The organism is Citrobacter sp. GW821-FHT02E08 (assembly GCF_059421685.1).
In genome coordinates, this window is record NZ_JBWKVL010000009.1 from 167,317 (window position 1) to 186,822 (window position 19,506).

Annotated in this window: 19 protein-coding genes; 7 read left to right on the forward strand and 12 right to left on the reverse strand. The window is 52.6% G+C overall.

The window, feature by feature from the left end:
• The first annotated feature begins 2 nt into the window (after positions 1-2).
• The 6 genes from AC07UY_RS13600 to AC07UY_RS13625 all read left to right on the forward strand — a co-directional run bounded on the left by AC07UY_RS13600 (position 3) and on the right by AC07UY_RS13625 (position 8,200).
• Positions 3-713, forward strand: a complete 711-nt coding sequence (locus AC07UY_RS13600) for a tetratricopeptide repeat protein (RefSeq protein WP_494701292.1) — start codon at positions 3-5, stop codon at positions 711-713.
• 26 nt (positions 714-739) lie between these two features.
• Complete coding sequence (locus tag AC07UY_RS13605) at positions 740-1,939, forward strand: cytoplasmic protein (protein ID WP_494701291.1); 1,200 nt, start codon at positions 740-742, stop codon at positions 1,937-1,939.
• Positions 1,936-2,655, forward strand: coding sequence for a DUF1266 domain-containing protein (locus AC07UY_RS13610; protein WP_494701290.1), 720 nt, complete (start codon positions 1,936-1,938; stop codon positions 2,653-2,655). The genes AC07UY_RS13605 and AC07UY_RS13610 overlap by 4 nt, the downstream gene beginning before the upstream one ends.
• An 11-nt stretch (positions 2,656-2,666) precedes the next feature.
• A complete protein-coding gene (locus AC07UY_RS13615) occupies positions 2,667-4,778 on the forward strand; it encodes a DUF4034 domain-containing protein (RefSeq protein ID WP_494660233.1) in 2,112 nt (703 codons plus the stop codon).
• Between the two features lie 113 nt (positions 4,779-4,891).
• Positions 4,892-6,253, forward strand: coding sequence for a prephenate-dependent tRNA uridine(34) hydroxylase TrhP (gene trhP / locus AC07UY_RS13620; protein ID WP_203360695.1), 1,362 nt, complete (start codon positions 4,892-4,894; stop codon positions 6,251-6,253).
• A 633-nt stretch (positions 6,254-6,886) separates the two neighbouring features.
• Positions 6,887-8,200, forward strand: a complete 1,314-nt coding sequence (locus AC07UY_RS13625) for a hypothetical protein (RefSeq protein WP_494660232.1) — start codon at positions 6,887-6,889, stop codon at positions 8,198-8,200.
• Positions 8,201-8,281: 81 nt separating this feature from the next.
• On the opposite strand, the gene AC07UY_RS13630 is transcribed toward AC07UY_RS13625, so the two are convergent.
• The 8 genes from AC07UY_RS13630 to AC07UY_RS13665 form a co-directional block, all read right to left on the reverse strand.
• On the reverse strand, positions 8,282-8,503 hold the full coding sequence (locus tag AC07UY_RS13630) for a DNA-binding transcriptional regulator (RefSeq protein WP_047090157.1): 222 nt from the start codon (positions 8,501-8,503) through the stop codon (positions 8,282-8,284).
• A gap of 75 nt (positions 8,504-8,578) precedes the next feature.
• Positions 8,579-9,748, reverse strand: a complete 1,170-nt coding sequence (locus tag AC07UY_RS13635) for a phage late control D family protein (protein ID WP_494660231.1) — start codon at positions 9,746-9,748, stop codon at positions 8,579-8,581.
• Positions 9,745-10,209 carry a phage tail protein gene (locus AC07UY_RS13640; protein WP_135911792.1) on the reverse strand — a complete coding sequence of 155 codons (465 nt, stop codon included), beginning with the start codon at positions 10,207-10,209 and terminating at the stop codon, positions 9,745-9,747. The genes AC07UY_RS13635 and AC07UY_RS13640 overlap by 4 nt, the downstream gene beginning before the upstream one ends.
• Positions 10,210-10,222: 13 nt before the next feature.
• Entirely contained in the window at positions 10,223-12,652 is a 2,430-nt protein-coding gene (locus tag AC07UY_RS13645; protein ID WP_494701289.1) for a phage tail tape measure protein, read from the reverse strand.
• A complete protein-coding gene (locus AC07UY_RS13650) occupies positions 12,642-12,764 on the reverse strand; it encodes a GpE family phage tail protein (protein WP_000763322.1) in 123 nt (40 codons plus the stop codon). Before AC07UY_RS13650 ends, AC07UY_RS13645 begins: the two co-directional genes overlap by 11 nt.
• A gap of 32 nt (positions 12,765-12,796) precedes the next feature.
• A complete protein-coding gene (locus AC07UY_RS13655) occupies positions 12,797-13,111 on the reverse strand; it encodes a phage tail assembly protein (protein ID WP_494701288.1) in 315 nt (104 codons plus the stop codon).
• 53 nt (positions 13,112-13,164) lie between these two features.
• Positions 13,165-13,683, reverse strand: a complete 519-nt coding sequence (locus tag AC07UY_RS13660; RefSeq protein ID WP_041327772.1) for a phage major tail tube protein — start codon at positions 13,681-13,683, stop codon at positions 13,165-13,167.
• 12 nt (positions 13,684-13,695) lie between these two features.
• Positions 13,696-14,889, reverse strand: a complete 1,194-nt coding sequence (locus AC07UY_RS13665; protein ID WP_494701287.1) for a phage tail sheath protein — start codon at positions 14,887-14,889, stop codon at positions 13,696-13,698.
• A gap of 225 nt (positions 14,890-15,114) precedes the next feature.
• On the opposite strand from AC07UY_RS13665, the gene AC07UY_RS13670 reads away from it, so the two are divergent.
• Positions 15,115-15,699 carry a serine acetyltransferase gene (locus AC07UY_RS13670; RefSeq protein ID WP_097757213.1) on the forward strand — a complete coding sequence of 195 codons (585 nt, stop codon included), beginning with the start codon at positions 15,115-15,117 and terminating at the stop codon, positions 15,697-15,699.
• A 53-nt stretch (positions 15,700-15,752) separates the two neighbouring features.
• On the opposite strand, the gene AC07UY_RS13675 is transcribed toward AC07UY_RS13670, so the two are convergent.
• Genes AC07UY_RS13675 through AC07UY_RS13690 form a run of 4 tightly spaced genes read right to left on the reverse strand, consistent with a single transcriptional unit; the run spans position 15,753 to position 19,423 of the window.
• Positions 15,753-16,328, reverse strand: a complete 576-nt coding sequence (locus AC07UY_RS13675) for a tail fiber assembly protein (protein ID WP_097408487.1) — start codon at positions 16,326-16,328, stop codon at positions 15,753-15,755.
• Positions 16,328-18,022, reverse strand: a complete 1,695-nt coding sequence (locus AC07UY_RS13680; RefSeq protein WP_494701286.1) for a phage tail-collar fiber domain-containing protein — start codon at positions 18,020-18,022, stop codon at positions 16,328-16,330. Before AC07UY_RS13680 ends, AC07UY_RS13675 begins: the two co-directional genes overlap by 1 nt.
• An 11-nt stretch (positions 18,023-18,033) precedes the next feature.
• Positions 18,034-18,564: a phage tail protein I gene (locus tag AC07UY_RS13685; RefSeq protein ID WP_097408489.1), complete on the reverse strand. Its 531-nt coding sequence runs from the start codon at positions 18,562-18,564 to the stop codon at positions 18,034-18,036.
• Complete coding sequence (locus AC07UY_RS13690; protein ID WP_494701285.1) at positions 18,557-19,423, reverse strand: baseplate assembly protein; 867 nt, start codon at positions 19,421-19,423, stop codon at positions 18,557-18,559. The genes AC07UY_RS13685 and AC07UY_RS13690 overlap by 8 nt, the downstream gene beginning before the upstream one ends.
• Positions 19,424-19,506: the final 83 nt, after the last annotated feature.

The following is a 19,506-nucleotide window of genomic DNA, read 5'->3' on the forward strand; positions in this document are numbered from 1 at the left end:
TCATGGATTTACGAAATAGCGCGCTACTGCTTCTGCTGATCTCAGGCACCGTTCACGCAGAAATCTCTGAGCAACAATTTGTCGCCGACTGCGCAAAAATCCCTGACTACGCCCGTCAGGGGGAGCAACTCTACAAAGCGAAAAACTACGCCGGCGCGCGTGAAGCGTTTGAAAAACAGGTGACCTGGAGCGAAAGCTGTCGACTTGACAGCAAGGCCATCGCCACGGCGTACAACAATGTTGCCCTCACCTGGATGCGCGAGGGCGAGTGGCGTAAAGCCCGCGCCTGGCTGATGATCAAACCGGACGATCGCAAGTCTGTCTACAATCTGGGACTGATCAAAGATAAACTCGCGGCGTTGCCCGCCCCCTCAACTGCTGCGGGCGAATACTGGAATTACGCGGGGATGGGCACGTGGGAAACGCTTATCATAAAACCGCTGAAAAATAAATCCGACTTCCAGGTAGATTTTCAGGGCTATTATTTAGGCATGATGGCGATATATTACGGTCCCAACATGGGCGAGTTTTCTGAGAAGGTCACGCTAAAAGACAATGCCGGTGTTATCGCACTCAGAGAAGGCGATTACATCCATTGTGATATCTCGTTAACCGTCTCGCCCGACGCTATCGATGTGAAAACAGATGATCCCTCCCAATGCGGCTTTGGTGCTAACGTCAGCGCCGACGGGCGTTATCTACGCGTTGACTGACGTTTACCAACCCGGCAGGGAAAGCCATGAGTGAAGATAGCATTAAGACATACCAGCCCCGCAATGTCATCAATTCCACCGATGTCATGGCAACCATTACGTCGCGCAGTGAACAGCGCGGCGACGGCGAAGACATTCGCCGCTGGTTGACCAACCACTTTTATCGCTGGGCTATCGGTAGTTTTCCTCTCGTTTCCCCCATTCGAAACGCGCTTGATTATGCCACCTGGTTCGGCGCGCAAACTGAAATGCCCGGATGGTTGCCGCCAAAACTCACCGGCGGCACAACGTTCTACTATCTCGATCCGCAGCATCCGGAATTGCACGCCACGGAGCGCAATCTGGTGGAGTTTCTCTCCCGTCAAAATGACACCCGGCTGGCGGGTAAACTGCAGCGTATCAACTGTTTTACCGCCCTGGCGATGCGTGAAGCGGAACATAAAAAAATGCAGCGCCGCCGTCAACAAGGCTGGCAACCCGCCACCCAGGAGGTACTAAAAAGGGTGCTCAGCGTGACCTGCGGGACGCTGGTTGAATTTGACGCCACGCATCCGGCGCTGCGCTGCGAAATGGCCTATGAGTCCTGGCACATGCAGCACTGCGTGGGGCAATTTCAGGATAACAACGCCCTGGCAGGCGGCTACGGTGACTACTACGCCAGACAAATTGAACAGGGGGCAATGCGCCTGTTCAGCCTGCGCGACGAAAATAACATTCCTCACGTCACCATTAGCATGCAGGTAAAGTCTGACGGGCTGGAAATCGAGCAGATCAAAGGCAAACAAAACCGTTATCCGGTGAAAAAATACGCCACCGATGTTTTGCATTTACTGCGCCACATCGCGCCACAACCGACGCGCCATGCCGACTGTGAAGGTATGGGAATTGTTTACGAAAAAACACCGGAGCACGAGGGCTGGAAATTCATTACCGATATCTTTGATGAAAGTTTTCTGCTTAGCGTGCTGCACAACAATTTTCATCTGCTGCGACACGTCACAGATCCGCCCGTTGCGCTACAGTGGCTGCTACTACATAGCTCGCCGGGTGAACTACACCAGCTACAGACGATCGACCCCACGGTCGCCACGGCAGCCGAAATGTTGTACCCACAGCAACTGTGGCATCCCACCGTTGCCGGAATAAACACCACCAGCGAACCGTTTGAAATTGAAAGCGTCACGCTGCAAACCACCCGCTATTTAACCGCTGATGAGAGGAAATGACGTTGCATCTGCTCCTTTCACTGCTGGTCGCCATCGTATTGATTATCTGGAAATACAAAAAAGCGGCGCGAAGAAAAACACCCACTGCGCAGGAACAAGAACAAGAGCGGCTGGCAGAACGACGCCGCGACACCCGTCGCCGCAAATGGGCACTGGCGCTGGCGGATATTCTCATTTTGCGCAACGGGTTGAAAACGGAAAACGTCACGCTGGCGTTGCCCATTGATGAGCATAAACGTCAACAGCTGGCGCAACAGGTGAAAAAAGAGCTGGGGCTGGCGGAAGATCTTCACGAGGAGACGCTACGCCAGCAGGTTGCGGATATTTTGCAGCGCTGGCCTGCCGGCGTCGGTAAGACGCCGCAGGGGTTTTATGAGCAGTTAGCCGCCCGGGGGCAGGTGCGTGACGCGCTGGCTTTCGACTGCGCGCGTACCGCCTTTTTAACGCGTTGCATCGCTGGATTAGGCTGGTGTCGCGACGAACAGGCATGGCTGGTTTTACTCCTCAACGCCCAGCGTGCTCAGGACTGCTTTCACAGTTGGGAAGATTACGCTACCGCTTACGTTCGCGCCCGCCAGACATGGCTGGAACTCCATTACACACCGACGACAATCACCGGGCGCGATCTCCAGGAAGTCATGCAGTATCTGGAAGATCCACTCAGCCACTGGCGAGAATTGCCGTGGAATGACTTTAAAATTTTTGAACTCAATTGAGAGACGAACATATGGAATTGAACGATCGCGTACTCAATGCTACCGCGACAATGTGCAACCACAAAATGGCGGAAAACAGCGGGCAACGGGAGTGGTTCATCGCCGATATCGCCAGTTTTCTGCGTCAGGCTCGCTATGACGAGCTGGACGAGTTGTTTAACCATGCGCTGACGGAAAGTTTCACCAGTCGGGAAGCGGAAAAACGCTATTTCCTCGCCTGGACGCAGATGTGTAACCCCCTCTATGATCTGGAGCAGCTCGTTGAAGCCGGACCAGAGGGCCTGGCGCTTATTAAAGCCTGGCAAAACGCGCGTCCGCGCTCCACACACGCCTGGCTTGCCGAAGTGCAGTACTGGAACCATCGCGCATGGTTGTACCGTAGCTACGGCTGGGCGCGCGACACGTCGCACGCCATGTGGATTTGCGCCAGCGCCTGTAATGAACAGATGATGATCGCCGCCATCAACGCTATCGACTGCGATCCGCGCCAGTGGATGGCCGCTTCACTCGCCAACACCAACGCGCAGGTATTTGGATTTCCCGACTGGATGGCAGATTTTCTTGAAGGCAATGACACCGCCGGCACCGCAGGCGTGCCGAAACTTGCCGATTACCACCAGCGTTCGCCGCAGGAAATCAATGCACTGATGGCTCATTCCGGTTTGTCGCTGGAAAACGCCGTTTGCCCTTCCCTGCCGCTGCCGTCTGTGTTGCTGACCACTGAGGATGACTTCAGCCCCAATTACTGGCTCACAGTATGTCTGAGGATTTTCCCAACGGCATACTCTGCACTGGGCGAGTATCTTCCGTTTCGCATGCCGCGCTGGAACGGCACCCATCAAGAGATTAATGCGTTTCTGGCATCCGGGGCCTGTGCTCATCTCTCTGATAGCGAACGCGAACACCTGGAGCTACTGATTTGGTGGGATGAGTATCGCGACCTGAGCGTCAAAGAGATTGACGAACCTGAGATCAGAATCAAAACCATCGCGAAAGCGCAAGCCATTGCCTGCCATGCCCGGAATCAGGAAGATCGCCACAATGCGCTGGGGTGGCTGCTTAACTGCTATGACGATGTAGACGATGAAGAGGCTCTCTGGGGCTGCATTCAACATGCAGTGATGGAGAAAAAGAAGTTAGACAATTACTTCACTTATCAGGCCATCAAGTTTGCGCTACGTGATTTCCCCGACAGCCACTGGATCTATAATTTTATTTGTCAAAATTCAGAGCGCGCTGAAGGTTGGGCAGCGGTAATTTATCGCGGTTATTTCCAGCTCGCGGGACTGTTTGGCTTTGAGAAAAATACCGAACGGGGCAATGCCTGGCTGGACCGCGTTTCAGCTATACAACACAGCGCGACCTGGAAATGGACCATTCGCTCTTTCGGCTGGCTCAACCGTTCTGAGTATTGCGTACCGTTGGCCGAGGTTGGCGCAGAGCGTAATATTCCCGGCGCACTACACTGGCTGGCGGATGAATATAACAATCGGGACAATGGCACCCTTGTGCCTTATCAAACCGCCACCGCGCTGAACTATTATCAGCATGCCGCACAGATTCTGCGTGACCACATCGCCCAGCGCGACAACACGCCCTGGCCTCTTATCGCCAATGGCGGCTATAGCGGGTACGAAGCGGATTTACGCGATATTTATTTCAGTCTCGCTATCTGCAATCAGCGACTGTGCATAGAAGAAAGCGATCCTGCAAAATGGGCAGGCTACGAAAAAAATCTCCTCGATAGTCTCTGGCAGGCGCATCAGTTGGGTCACGAACAGGCTAAGGATTTATTCCTGCTCAACATTTTTGAAGTTTCCGATCTGACGCTGGCACATGCTCATTTAGCGCTGCTCGAGGAGGAAGCGAACAAAGGCACGCTTCAGGCGATGGTGACACTCGCGCGATTGTACGGTAACAAGCAAGATAAGCAGTTATTTAATATAAAGAAAAGTGCTCGCTGGACCCACTTTGCCGACACGCTGTACCCCGACAATGAGCTGGTCAGAGATTGTCTTTACAAGCTGCATTTCGATACGCGCTGGAAACGCATGCGTTATACCTGGCATACCGTGCGTATCCCGGCCTCGGAATTACCCGGCCAGGTCAACCCGATGGTGTAGCCGTTTACTCACAGGCCCGCTAGCGCTACAATGCCCGCCCTTAAAGTGGGGGCACTCCCCTAACCGTCCCACCCGTTGGGACGGATCTGACCTGTCATCAGAACGAGAAAACTATGTTTAAACCGGAACTCCTTTCCCCGGCGGGAACGCTGAAAAATATGCGTTACGCTTTCGCTTATGGCGCAGATGCTGTTTATGCGGGCCAACCGCGTTATTCACTGCGCGTGCGCAACAATGAATTCAACCACGAAAATTTGCAGCTCGGCATCAATGAAGCCCATGCGCTTGGCAAAAAATTCTACGTGGTTGTTAACATCGCCCCCCATAACGCGAAACTGAAAACCTTTATCCGCGACCTGAAGCCGGTGGTGGAAATGGGTCCGGATGCCCTGATCATGTCCGATCCTGGGCTCATCATGCTGGTTCGTGAGCACTTCCCGGAAATGGCTATTCACCTCTCGGTACAGGCGAACGCCGTCAACTGGGCGACGGTAAAATTCTGGCAGCAAATGGGGCTGACGCGCGTGATCCTCTCCCGCGAGCTGTCGCTGGAAGAGATTGAAGAGATCCGCAACCAGGTGCCCGAAATGGAGATTGAAATCTTCGTTCATGGCGCGCTGTGCATGGCCTACTCCGGCCGCTGCCTGCTTTCCGGTTACATAAACAAGCGCGACCCAAATCAGGGAACCTGCACCAACGCCTGTCGTTGGGAATACAACGTGCAGGAAGGGAAAGAGGATGCGGTCGGTAATATCGTCCACAAATATGAACCGATCCCTGTCCAGAACGTTGAACCAACGCTGGGTATTGGCGCGCCCACTGACAAAGTGTTCATGATCGAAGAAGCCCAGCGTCCGGGCGAGTACATGACTGCGTTTGAAGACGAGCACGGCACCTACATCATGAACTCGAAGGATCTGCGTGCCATCGCCCACGTTGAACGTCTGACGCAGATGGGCGTACATTCTCTGAAAATCGAAGGTCGTACCAAGTCTTACTACTACTGCGCACGCACCGCGCAGGTGTACCGCAAAGCGATTGATGATGCCGCAGCGGGTCGACCGTTTGACCCGCAACTGCTGGAAACACTGGAAGGGCTGGCGCACCGCGGTTACACCGAAGGTTTCCTGCGTCGCCACACCCATGACGATTACCAGAATTACGAGTATGGATTCTCCGTCTCAGAGCGTCAGCAATTTGTCGGTGAGTTTACCGGCGAGCGTAAAGGTGAACTGGCTGCGGTAATCGTGAAGAATAAATTCACCGTCGGCGACAGCCTCGAACTGATGACGCCGCAAGGCAATGTGAACTTTACCCTGGAGCAGATGGAAAATGCCAAAGGCGAAGCAATGCCTGTTGCACCGGGTGACGGTTACACAGTCTGGATGCCAATCCCACAGGATATCGACCTTAACTATGCATTGTTAATGCGTAATTTTGCCGGTGAATCCACGCGTAACCCGCATGCTAAGTAATTAATTCATGTTATTTTTTCATGATGGAATGATTTTTAGAAACCGATCACATACCGCTTCGTTTATTGAGGGTATTATCCATCCGCTGAAAAACATAACCCATAAATGCTAGCTGTACCAGGAACCACCTCCTTAGCCTGCGTAATCTCCCTTACGCAGGCGTATTTTTTTGCCTGTAATCTACTGAAATAAATGGATTTATTTCTTCAAATGTCCACACGTTGACCACATCGATACTAAAAGCCTCGCCATGCGGGGCTTTAGTTTTTTATTGATACATCGATTTAGACATTGCTTAACCCCACCAATTTGTTGATTATTTACTCAGCCAAGTAAACTCACTTTGCACGTGATTAGAAAAGTCAAGATCCATAGTTCAGATTATCTCTCCTATCCCATTTTTCTACAGAAACTCACCACATCAATACTCACCAACGACCAAAAACATTACATTTTACTTACATGTGGTATCCTTTCACTCTGTATTAGTAAAGAAGGTGATAATGCCCCTGAAGCAGGCTATCATCAGAGTAGGAACTCTACGATACTGGTTCTAATAACGTCAGTAACGACAGAGAGTAGTTTTGATTTTTCAGTAACATGAATGTTCAATTACTGTACTATGGAAATAAGATGAAATTTCTAGACGATATCTTCTCATCAATAGCCGGAAATGCTAAAACAAGAATAAATGACCCATTTATTGGAACCTTTTTTTGTACTTGGATTGCTTGTAACTGGTATCAGTTATCTATACTCTTTTGGGGAGAGGGAAAAGTTACCGAACGCATCAATATTTTCTATAATTATCTACACGAAACTCCTCTTTTTAAAATAAACTATTTATTTACAATCCCATTCCTAATCACCCTATTTTATCTTTTAGCATTTCCTTGGGTATCTATAGCAATTAACTTCATCCAACGATGGGCTAGTGAGAGATTACATGGGCAGGCTGTAAATATTGAATTAGCTAAGATCAATCAGCAAAAGGAACTCAATAAAGAAAGGCTTAGAGCAGACCCAAATAAACAGTTCCTTGAGCAACTAGTCCAGTTAGATATTGACAAAAGAAATGAAGTACAAGAGCATTTAAGACAAAGAAGTTCTCGTTTAGCAGCCAAAACTTTGGAAGCAAATCTAAAAGCTAAAGAACAAGAAGCAATAACACAAGATGCAGAAAACAGAGAAAAACAGTCAGCATTAGATTTAGAGAGAAAAATTAAGCAAGCTGATTTAGAGAGAGTTCGATTTGAGAGTAGCACTGCAAAAGCCAGGGCAACCTTAGCATCACACCGATTTCCTTCGGCGTACTTTCTAATGCTGAAAATAGAAGAAAGTTTAAATGAAGATGATATTAAAATATCATTACGTTCATTAGGCGATATTGTTGCTGCACTTTTCGGTTATGAGAGCTTTAATGAGTTGCTAGCAGATAAAGATTTTAACAATGAGAATTTAGACAAAGTAGAATTTGTTTATTACGATGATGAGTTAGCCAAGCGCCTAGAAAAAATAGTTTTAGCTGAAAACTCTGACAATGAAGACTTAACTGCAGATATGATATTTAATCATTTTGAACTAATCTTTGATGGTTTACCTTTCAAGTTAATCCCTGGCGATGAACTTGCGGAAAGATGCAGAGAACACTTTGAAAACAATCGATATGACATATTCCAATCTGATGGACTTTCAGGTGCAATGGCAGAATCAGATACGACTTTTGATGAAGTTGACGATATTAGTATTGAGCAGTTTGAGTTTGATAATGGTTTTTATGCAGATCTATCAGCAAGTGCGAGTGGCTATCATTACAAAGAAGAAGGAGTTTCTGGTCGTAGCATGTCAGTTTTAATACAAATGAAGAGTAACGTTGTGGTTGGTAAATTTGGCCTTGGACAAATTGAAGAAGGTCATATATCAGGGACTTTAGACGATTACGAATAACTCCTTACAGTTTTTACTATCAGTAGTGTAATTAGCTTTGCCATACACAAAGCCCCGCAATTGCGGGGCTTTTCTTTTGGCTCACAGCCAGGGCATTTGATGCTGACCGGTCATCGTCGGGTGCGGTGGAGCCGGTACGACTTCTCCCGGCGAAACGATGAAACGCTCAACGGTTTCTGTCGTGACAAAAGTACAACTGCAGTTGATGTTTGTGCACTGATGATACCGCTCTTTTGTGGTGTCAGAAAAATAGCGACTCGTGCGGGCATGGGCGGCGTAATGGCATTTCGGGCAATGAAACATGATGAGCACCTCTGAGCGTTTTCAATACAGTGATTTTACTCATTTTAATCTTATAAAACAAACACATATAGTAAATTACTGCGCTATTTCTTCGCTCTCATACTCTACATCAGAAACCTTAACCTCAAGCTCTAAGCCCGTCGTGAAGCCACTCCCGTTAAGGTTGTGCACCACACGGCTGATTATCCATGCCTGCTCGTCTATCACGCGCTTAAAGCCTTTCACGGCCACCGGCGTTTCGGGAAATAAATCAGCCCGGCCAGTGGCAAGCGTAATGGAAAATTCCGCCACGCCTCGCTGTATCCTGTCCCACTTTGCCTGAGCCGCGCGCATGGCCTGCGCCTTTGTTGCATAGATGGTCGTGAGCTCAAGAACGTTGTCAGACTCTCCGGCCATATACTCACCTTCCTGTGCTTCCTGCGCCTTTTTCTCTTTGGCCTTTGTCGATGTTTTAGTGGCTTTCGGGTGCTGCAGCGCACGCAGATGCTGCTCTTTGGGTTTACGTTTGAGCTTCACCTTTTGCTTTTGTGGTTTCGGGTCTTTGGTATGTAGCCATTTCGCCGTCACGCCGGTGTAAGCCTCCCTGTCTGCAATGGCGAACTGATGGCGGTCGCCGTCGCCACGTTCAACAGTCATTTGAGGGATCGGCTTACCACTGGCCGTCATCGCACTACCGGCTTTCAGGAATAATAATTTCCCGGCTTTCACCGACACGGATGCACCGTTACGCTCAGCAAGGCGGGACAAAAACGCCGCGTCGGATTCCTGCGTCTGGTCGATATGGGGAATGGCGATGGCTTTCAGAGAGTTAGCAACACTGGCCGTCAGCTTATTACGCTGCGCGATGGTCTCCACAATCACCCCGAGCGTGGTGTCGTGCCATGACTGCTCGCGCCGCGAGTTCAGCGACCCGCGAAAATCCGCGCTGCGTCCCCGGATGGTCAGCGTATCAGGCGCGCCCCGGTGCTCGATTTCATCGACCGTAAAACTCCCCTTATTGACCAGTGCGGAACCCTGCCAGCCCAGCCACAACGTCAGCGATGCCCCGCGCGGCGGCAACTCGACCAGCCCGTCGGTATCATCGAGCGCGATATCGAGCTGGTCAGCCTCAAATCCGCGATTGTCGGTCATGGTCAGGCCGATGAGCCGGTCGCTGAAATTCTGCGTGATATCCTCCCCATCCAGCGTGAGCATATACGCAGGGGCCACACGCGCCCCGGCCTGAATATTCATCCCTGTTATCATCCTGCCAGCCCTCCCGCCCATTCACTGGCAGACGTGACCAGATTATCCGCCTGCGTTTTCAGGTCGCCATACATGGCCGCGAGCGACTCGTCGACGCGTTTCAGGGACAGACTGAATTCGATTTTTTTCGCCGCACCGTCGCTGAAAAGCTCGGTGTGGTTGTGGGTCACTTTATCGATAATGTACATCCCGTGGATCATGCCGGTTCCGTCAATCAGCGGCCATGCACGCCCCTCGTCGGCCATCAGCTCAATCGCCAGCAGCGACAGACGCCCGCCGGTGATTTCAGGGTACAGCGTCCCCGACAGGGTGCGCGAGGTCTCACCCTCCCCGAGAAACTGATAAGCCGGTCGTTTGCCGATACGGTCATTGGACACCCAGCGGTAGTCCTTCGAATACTGCATCGACTGATGCGGCAGAGTGCGCCGTTCAAACACAAAAAAGCCCAGCACCATTAACATTTTGCCCCCTCTCTCAGTCGAGTCTCATATCGGATCGCTGACGCGCACGCTTTTCACGGTCAAGTTTGTCGACGGCGTCGCGGAGCTGGCGGTCAAGGTCTCCACCCGGCACAGCGCCACCCTGCAGGGTGATGTTGTATTCGCTTTTGCTCTGGTCGATATAAGAGCGACCTGCAGGCGCAGTGACCGGCTGATACGCCTGATAGCCGCCATAGCCTGCGGTCGCAGGGATATACCCGCCACCCGGTGAAGCCTTATCCGCTTTGGCTGCAGTCTGGTCGAGGTCGGTCGATTCTTTTTTGATAACGCCGAGTTTCTCCAGCAGCCAGTCAACCTTGCCACCCAAGCTGTTAAATAGGTTGAGCGGCGTCATCAGCGCATCAGCCAGCGCCTGACCAAACGCCACGCCGACATTTTTGCAACTGTCGAGCGTGTCCTGCGTGGCTTTCACCGGCGCAAGCAGGTCTTTAAACCACTGGCAGACAACGCCCAGCTTTTCCGCAATGGCATCAAACACCGGCGCGAGCGGGGTAAACATCGCCCCCACCGGGGCAAAGGCAGCTTTAAGCCCCTCCACCATGCCCGAGAAGAATGCACCAATCGGCTCCCAGTATTTGCGGATGAGCAGCGCACCAGCCACCACCGCCAGCACCGGCAGGCTGATTGCGCCAATGGCCGTGACAATCGCGCCGCCGACCGTACTGAAAACCACACCAAGCACACCAGCCGCCGCAATGATGGCATTTATCCCCATTACCACCGGCCATGCGATAAGGCCAATCCCGCCCATCACCCCGATTAGTGCCAGCGCGCCCCCGACCACCACGCCGATAGTGGTCGCCAGCCCCTTATTTTTCTGGATCCAGCCGTCGAGTCTGAGCACATACTGCGTGGCCGTCTGCGTCAGCTTACGCAGTGAGCCCTCCTGCTGGTCAAACAGGTCAGTCCCGACCGCCTCATAGGCTGACTGAAATTCTTTGAAGTCGCCGCCGAGGTTATCCTGCATAACCTTAACCAGCTCCTCAGTCTTGCCGTCCGAGGCTTTAAACGCGGCGGTGAGCTTATCGAGCTTGCCGGTTGAGGCCGCCGTCATCAGCACGGCGGCCGCTGAGCTGGCTTCCTCCCCGAAAATGGTTTTCATGTATTCGGCTTTCTGACCCGTTCCGAGATTGTTTTTCTCAAAACTGCGCTGCATTTCCTTCAGGATGGAAAATATCGGGCGCGTATTGCCTTTGCTGTCGCTCGTTTTAATGCCGAGCTCTTTGATGGCGTCGTACGCTTTACCGGTTGGTGCCTGCAGGCGACTCATAACAGCACGGCTTCCCGTTCCCGCCATCGAGCCGGTGATTTTAGAGTCGTGCAGCGCCCCCACCATCGCGGCGGTTTCTTCGATACTCACCCCGGCATTTTTCGCCACCGGTGCGGCATAGGTCAGCGCATCGCTCATCCCGTCAAAATCGGCGGCGGTTTTGTTCATCGTCATCGAGAGAACATCACCAATATGCGCGACCTTGTCATTTGAGAGCTGAAACGCTGATTTCATCCCGGTCAGCAGCGCGGCGTTCTCTTCCATTGTGCGCTTGTTGGACAGCGCCATATTCAGCGTGACCGGCGTCGCCGCCTGAATCGCCGCCGCATCTCCGCCGCTTTTGGCGATAATAATCTGCGCCCCCGCCGCATCATCGGCAGAGGCCGCCGTATTGTCCCCGAGCTGGCGCGCCTGTTTACGCAGCGCCTGCATTTCGGGTGACTGTTTGTCGACACCGAGCACCGCCTGCAGCTCTGAGTTCTTCTGCGCAAATTCATAGCCCGGCATCAGCAGTTTAACCCCGGTCATCGTTCCCGCCGTCGCAATGCCGACACCGGCAGCGCCCGCCGCCGCCGCGTTACCGGCCAGTGATTTACCGGCCTGATATCGTTCTTTCACCCGGCTTAACTTCGCCTGCTGTGCGCTGACTTTCGCCAGTGCCTCACGCTGACGGTTGAGCTGCGCGGTGGTTTCACTGATGCGGGATTTAAGCCCCCGCTCATCATTTGCCAGATTACGGGTATTAATTCCCGCCGCACCGAGCTCGCGCTGCTGGCGCTTTACTGACTCCGTGAGGCTGTTGTATTTCGTCTGCAGCCCTTCGGCGGCGCGCTTTGCGGATTCAAGCACCTGTGCCTGCGCACGCGTCGGGCGCTCCGTATTTTTAAACTGCGTGGCGAGCGCTTCGGCTTCCTGTTTCGCTTTATCAAGCGCGTGACCGGTCACGGCAAGCTGTGCGCTGGCTTTGCGGAATCCGTCAATACGGGACGCCTGCGCATTAAGTTCGCGCAGGCTTTTCTGTGAATTGCGGATATCACCGGACAGAGATTTGCTGGCGTTCTGAATCGCTTTTAGCGGGCGGCTTGCCCGGTCAACTGCGTTCAGCAGCACCTCGATTCTGACGTTATTGCTCATGATGGCTTCCGCTTCTTTGCAGCGCCTTATCGCGCCATGTCAGGAGCTCGGTCACGCTCAGGGAATTCAGCTCTGATGGCGGCCAGTGGAAGATCACCGCAATATCCGCCATCAGGTCATCGACCGACAGTTTTTCCGGGAAGGTCAGCGACCCGAAGCCGGTGACAAAAAACCGACCACCTTACCGGCCAGCGAAATCAGGTCTGACGCATCCAGACGCGCGAGTTCGTGCTCGGTCAGTGCCGGATATGTCATGCGCGGCAGCACCTTAATCAGCGCATCAACGTCGGAATTCGCCAGCGACGCCAGTGACACCCCGCGCAGGGTTCCCGCGTTCGGTTTGGTTAACGTGACCTGTTCAATTTTCTGCTCACCGCGCATCAGCGGGGTATCAAAAATCACCACATTCGGATTGACGGTTTCAGTGTCAGCAACGGCAGTTTCATTGATATTTTTCATGGGTATTCTCATCAGGAAAAGTGACCGGCCAGCCTCACTGACCGGGTAAGGGATTACAGGCCAATCGCCCTGCGGTGCTCTGCCAGACGGTCGACGCCGTCGACTTTCAGCACCATGTTAACGACGTCAATCTCGATGACTTCGCGGCCATCAATCGTGAGCTGGTAATAGGCGCACTCGGTCGACATTTTGGTCGTGCCGCTTTCGCCCTGCTTGTTCTCACCGCCGTCATATTCTTTGTGACGGCCACGCATCACCACCTCGACGGCAGAAATCGCGCCGGTGTCATCACGCTGGAAAGAGCCGGTAAAGCGCAGCGGCACACTGTCAGCCCCCGGCGAGGCATACTGCGCCCACAGTTCAACGTCAGGCAGACCGCCGAGCGTCCATTCCAGCGACAGCGCGTCGTCATCGAGGCCGAGGTCAATTGATACCGCGCCCGGCATCCCGCCTCCGCGATATTTCTCCAGCTTGCGGGTCAGTTTTGGCAGGGTGACGGACTCAACGACGCCCATGTAGCTGAGGCCATCGTTGAACATATTCAGATATTTAAGTTTGCGGGGTAACGCCATGCTCTGAGCTCCTTAGCTGTTGACCGAGTCCGACAGATTCGCCAGATAGGTATCGGTGATGCGCTGGCGCTGGGTCAGGTTCTCCATCGGCGGGACGGGGGTGTAGTCATAATCGATATACAGTTTCCCGACTTTCAGGGTCGCAGTCTCGTTTGACTCCGGGTCATACCAGCAGGAGCCGTCAACGATATACCCGTTATTTTTCAGCTCGCGGAATTTGGCATTGATGCCCGAAACGATGTCACGAATGAGGGTCGGGGTAATGGGTTTATCCATCGCCCACGCGTGCGCCTCCGCCATCGTGTCGGCCAGTACCTGCGCGGTGCGGGTGTAGTTCTCATACAGGAAAAGCGGGTCATCCGAGCAGGTGCGGTTTCCCCAAAACTTGAAACCGTCATTGCGGATAAGCGTCGTAACACCGGCTTTGTTAAGCAGGTTGGCGTCGGTCGCGGGCTCCTGCAAATCCCACGACACAGAGGCGCTGACGCCGGTGACGCCATTCACGCCGACGTTTGACAGGGTTTTATGCCAGCCGACGGTCTGGTCAATTTTGGCGCGCAGACCGAGCGCACGCGCCGTTGCCCAGGCTGTCGCAGTCTCATTCGCCGTGGTGTCCCATGCCAGAAAATCAGGGAAGATAACCATCATCTCACGCTGGCTGAAATTCTCGCGGTAGTTAATGGCGTCAGAAATGGTTTTGCAGCCCCACGCGCTGGCATAGCCAAAGGCGCGCAGGCTCTGGCAGGTGGACGCGAGTGCCGTCGCCACTTCCTGCGGGTCCAGACCCGGCACGCCGAGAATGCGCGGCTTCACACCGGTGACGGTCTGCGCCGTCAGCAGCGCTTTCAGGCCGGTATATTTGCCGTTTTCGTCGGTGGTGCCGATGATATTGGAAATGGTCTGTTTGTGCGCCGCCTCGGGGTTCTCCGGGTCTTCAATACCTTCGGCCACACGCACGGCCACGATGACCGGCTTGCACTGGTCAGCGATAGCCTGCAGGGACGTCGACAGCGTGCCCTGTTTACCGGCTTTACCGATAGCGCTCTGCACGTTCGTAATGAGCACCGGCTCATTGAGGGGAAATGTTTTTTCGTCAGCATCGCTGGCTGTACAGACCATGCCGATAATGGCCGTCGAAACGGTGGAAATGGTGCGCACGCCATCGTTAATCTCGATGACCTCGACGCCATGATGATAGTCACTCATCCGTTTAACTCCGTGGTTAAGGGGTGAGTGTATTTTCTGTTGTGTGGTGAGGAGGGGCTATTTGTCAGGGTTGGCTAAGGTCTGGCACAACAGCGGTGAATATTCGGGCAGTCACGATATTTGTCAGTTAATCTGGATGATTTTATGTAATCATATGTTGCGAGGGTGCATCGGGATGATGCAAAAACATAATGTAATACAGAAAATTACTGTTCAGGGCTGGTCATGTTTAAGTACGTTTTAGCTTTAAATTTTATTTTTTTTGGCAATACACACAACCTGCTGAATTACTGGAAAGCGGAGGTTATCAGAAGAGAGAAATTTTCATTGCACCGTCTTTTAAGAGAGAAAAAACACCGGGGCAGAAATTTTATTTTTTGGTGGCGTCTCGCAAATGAGATGTATTTGAACGGTGGGAAATTACAAAAAAAAGCGGCTAAGCAAATCAATGCTCACCTGATGGAAAAATTTGGCTGCGAAATATCACTTGGTGCAAATATTGGAAAAGGATTAAAAATCCCACACCATCATGGAATTGTAATTCATCATTTGGTAGACATAGGTGAAAACTTAGTCATACGCCAAAACACAACAATCGGTCAAAAAGACAGCGATGGCAAATCATTCAAATTGCACATTGGGGATAATGTTGATATCGGTGCAAACACATGTATTGTCGGACTGAATCATACAATTGGAAATAATGTGAAAATTGGAGCGATGTCATTCGTTAACTGTGACATCCCGGATGATTGTACGCTTGTTACGACTAAAACGACCCGATTCATTAGCCATAACAACATATCATAACAACGGTGTCATAAAGGGTAGCCTAATCATCATGACTACCCTTGATGCGAATGTTAAATTTCATCCGGCCAGATGATTTCCGGTGCCTCGTAAGGATCAACACGGTTTAGTCGTACCCTGTATTGTTTCCATGCCTTTAATTGCGAGATTTCACTCTCTGTTGCCATGTCAAAATCGACAGCGTCCTGTAAAGTCGCAATATTCTCGTTTGCATTTTTTAAAAGTGTATTTTTTAAATTCTTCGCATCCTCAATCTGTGCATTTTGCTTTGCAACCGCATCATCAACCCATGCTTTACCATTCCATTTTTGCCACTGATTTTCAGGTGCAGCGGTTGTCGTCCCTGTCGGATATTTACCCGGTTCGGTTATCTCCACCTGGTGACCTGTTTCGGTGTCAAAGACAATCTCCCCCCGGTGATCTTCAGTGGTATTCCAGCGCCCGTTTTCAGTGTCATAAACGGGAATACATCCCGCGCTGGTTTCTGGCGGTTTTTCACTGGTACAACAGGCAGGAAGTCCGGTAAATGGTGGGATCAGGGCGTCACCTTTTCCAATAAATTCACAGGTATCTGCGCGATAGTTATAAACAGTAATTGTCCGGCTTTTCCCGGTCATTTTGAAAGTCATCAGGCAAGCCTCACGATATAGTTGAATGCGATGTTTTTGACGGTGTTTTCAGCGTTACCGGCTGCGTTGACAGTGATGTTATGTCCGTGAGCCCCTATTGCCACAGTATGACTGTGCGCACCAATACCAACATTATGGTTGTGGGCTCCGATGGCTACAGTATGGGCGTGAGCTCCGGCAGAACCTGTTGCCGTGGACGTATATTGAGTTGCCAGTCGTCCGGATGTTAGCGGGACTTTCCCACCTTGGTTAGCACCATCTGACGTTGGTATCGGATGCGTGTGCGCCCCTGTGTTATTGGTGGTTTTCGTCCCGTAATCAAAGGTCGTGGTGGTTTTCGTTCCGTGGTCAAAAGCACTGGTGGTTTTCGTCCCTAAGTCGGTATTCGATGCGGTGGCACCGTGGGTATGCGATTTAATGCCGTCCTGTTCCTGAGACAAAATTGCACGCCCACTTGCGGGTTTACCTTTGATTGTCCAGCCCCGCATATCAGGAATAACACCCGATGGGTACACCACAGCAAGCAGCGGATACGCGGCTTTATCAAAGGTTTGTCCCTGCATGACGGCATAGCCAGCAGGAATGCTGTCAGACGGCCACGCAACAGGAGCGCCTACCGGAAAAACATCATCAGGCGTCCACGGTGTCCATGCGCCTGTTGAATACTGGCTGCGCGAGTAGCTCCGGGAGCTGTTATAAACCCGGTATACCTGAGTCACTCCGGCATTTTTATAAATGATCAGCGTCCCGGCGTTATTTTCAGGGTAATGTCTGGCGGCTGAGGTATTGGCGTTCGCTGGCTGAAAGTAAATACCCGGCGTTTTCAGGGTATCTAAATCCTCCATTACCAGCCCAATAGCCTGACCGTCGAAAATATCCTGCGAGGTGACACTGATGTCAGCATTCAGGGAATGTCCGTTAATTTTGCGCGAGGAAGGAACGCGACCATTAGCATTATCATACGCCGCTTTCACCGCTTTTGGCGTTGCGGCTAGCGTCTCAGACACGCTGTCGGTGGCGCTACTGAGCTGGACGATCCCCTTCTGTGCTGTGGTCGCGTCCTGAGCCGTGTATTTACCTTTCGCAAGGTCATACGCCACTTTGACCGCTTTCGGCGTTGCGGCGAGCGCCTCAGAGGTGCTGTCGGTCGCACTGCTTAACTGCGTAAAACCTTTTTCTTTCAGCGTGGCGTCAGGATGGCGGCGGGACTGCTCATGCTCTGCGAGTTTATCGTCGACATAATCCTGCGTCGCCATCACAAGCGTGGTATCGATGAACAGCTCGACGGTGTCGATATCACTCACCATGATCACCATGCGCAGCGTCTGCGCGCGGCCTGACCCTTCCGCCAGTTCGGGTTTATAACTTTCGGCCATATTGCCGACCGCAATCAGTGTGCCGGTGTCATCGTAAAGCCCCATTTCACGCAGCCAGAAACCGCCGGTCTCCGGGGGGATCACCAGCTCCGCCACGACATAATTTTTATGTTTTTTGTCCAGGCTGATTTTGTTCAGCACATGACGCCAGACTTCATTGACGAGCTTTGTCTGACTGGCGTCCGGCTCGGGCAGTTTACCGCCACCGTCCCCGACGGCCATCACCGCAAAATTGACTTTCTTCCCGTTCGGGAGCGTCGTCGCCGCCAGTTTTTCTGCACCGGCTCGGGTGATAACGGTTTTATATTTCACTGTCATTGTGTTCTCACTTATCCGGGGTAAACCGTGATGATGTCGCCGTCATAGGTCAGGGCTCCGGTGTAGAGATAACCCGGTATGTCCTGAATAATATTCAGGCCGATAAGATGGCGGCTGGCTGGCTTTGCATCGGCAATCAGCCTTTCCATTTCGTAATACATTTCCTCAGTGATACCGGTTTCCAGCACGCCGATATCAAGGCGAAACGTGCCCGGCGGGTCGTTCGTCTCCCACCATTCCGTCACGTTAATCAGATACCCGAGCGGCTCGACCACACGACGCACCGCGCCTATCGTCCCTTTGTGCGCATGGATAAACCACGCGCTGCGGATAACCTCGCGTTTGGTTTCTTCCGGCCAGCCCTCATCCCAGCGGTCAACCGAAAACGCCCAGGCCAGCCACGGCAGCAGGTTTGCGGGGCAGTTGTCAGGGTTCCAGAGGCGACGCAGCGGGACGGGGGTATTTTCGATATCCGCGCAGGCGCGCGCCGCCGCCACCTCAAGCGGTGCCGAGCCCACCGGCAGCAGACGGGTATCACTCATCGTTGCCCCCGATGTTTACGCTGTACGCAGTGCAATATGACGCCTGTGTCTCATTGAGTACGATGTCAGCGACCGGCGCGACAAGTTCGACACGCTGCACACCCTCAACGTGGAGTGCTGCATAGATGGCAGACTTGCGGATATCGCGCCCGAGCCGGTGCTGCGCGTTGATATAAGTCTGCAGCTTCGCTTTTGCCGCACTGAGCACTGGCTCGCTTTCGGGGCCGGGATAAAGATAAAGCGCGGCATCGATGGTGTAGTCGACAATGACCGCCGACTGCACAGTCACACGGTCAGCAACCGGCCTCACATCCTCATCGTTCAGCGCATTACGCACCACGGCGAGCAGCTCCCCGGATGCCGCACCGTTATTCTCCCGGGACAGTACCGACACGGTCACGCAGGCAGGCTCCGGGCTGATAACAGAGATATCGGCGACCCGCCCGTCAGCGCTGCGGCCATGAAACTGATACGCACCGGTCGACCCGGCCACACTCATTCCCTCAAAAGCCTGTTGAATACGCAGACGATAATCGGTGTCCGACTCCATCACGGCAGGTGTCGGCGGCAACGTCGTCTCATCAGCAGGCGTAATAACAAGACGCTCAACGTTGTAATTTGCGCCGAGGTTATCGAGGTCATGACCGGCAGCGTAAGCCAGCATCACCGCCCGTGCCGACTCATTGACACGCTGACGCCAGATAACCTCCCGATAAGCGTTTTCCTGCAGCAGTTTCACGATCGGCTCTGATTCAAACGTCAGCGTACGCGCGACCGCGTCCTGTTGCTCTTCGGGATAGAGTGAGACGAGCGTCGCCTTTCGCTCTGTCAGGATGGTTTCATAGTCCAGCTCCTCCACAACATCTGATCTTACCCGCGAATAGTGGACACGCGACTAAGTGAGTAAACTCTCAATCAGAGGTGACTCATGACAAAACCAGT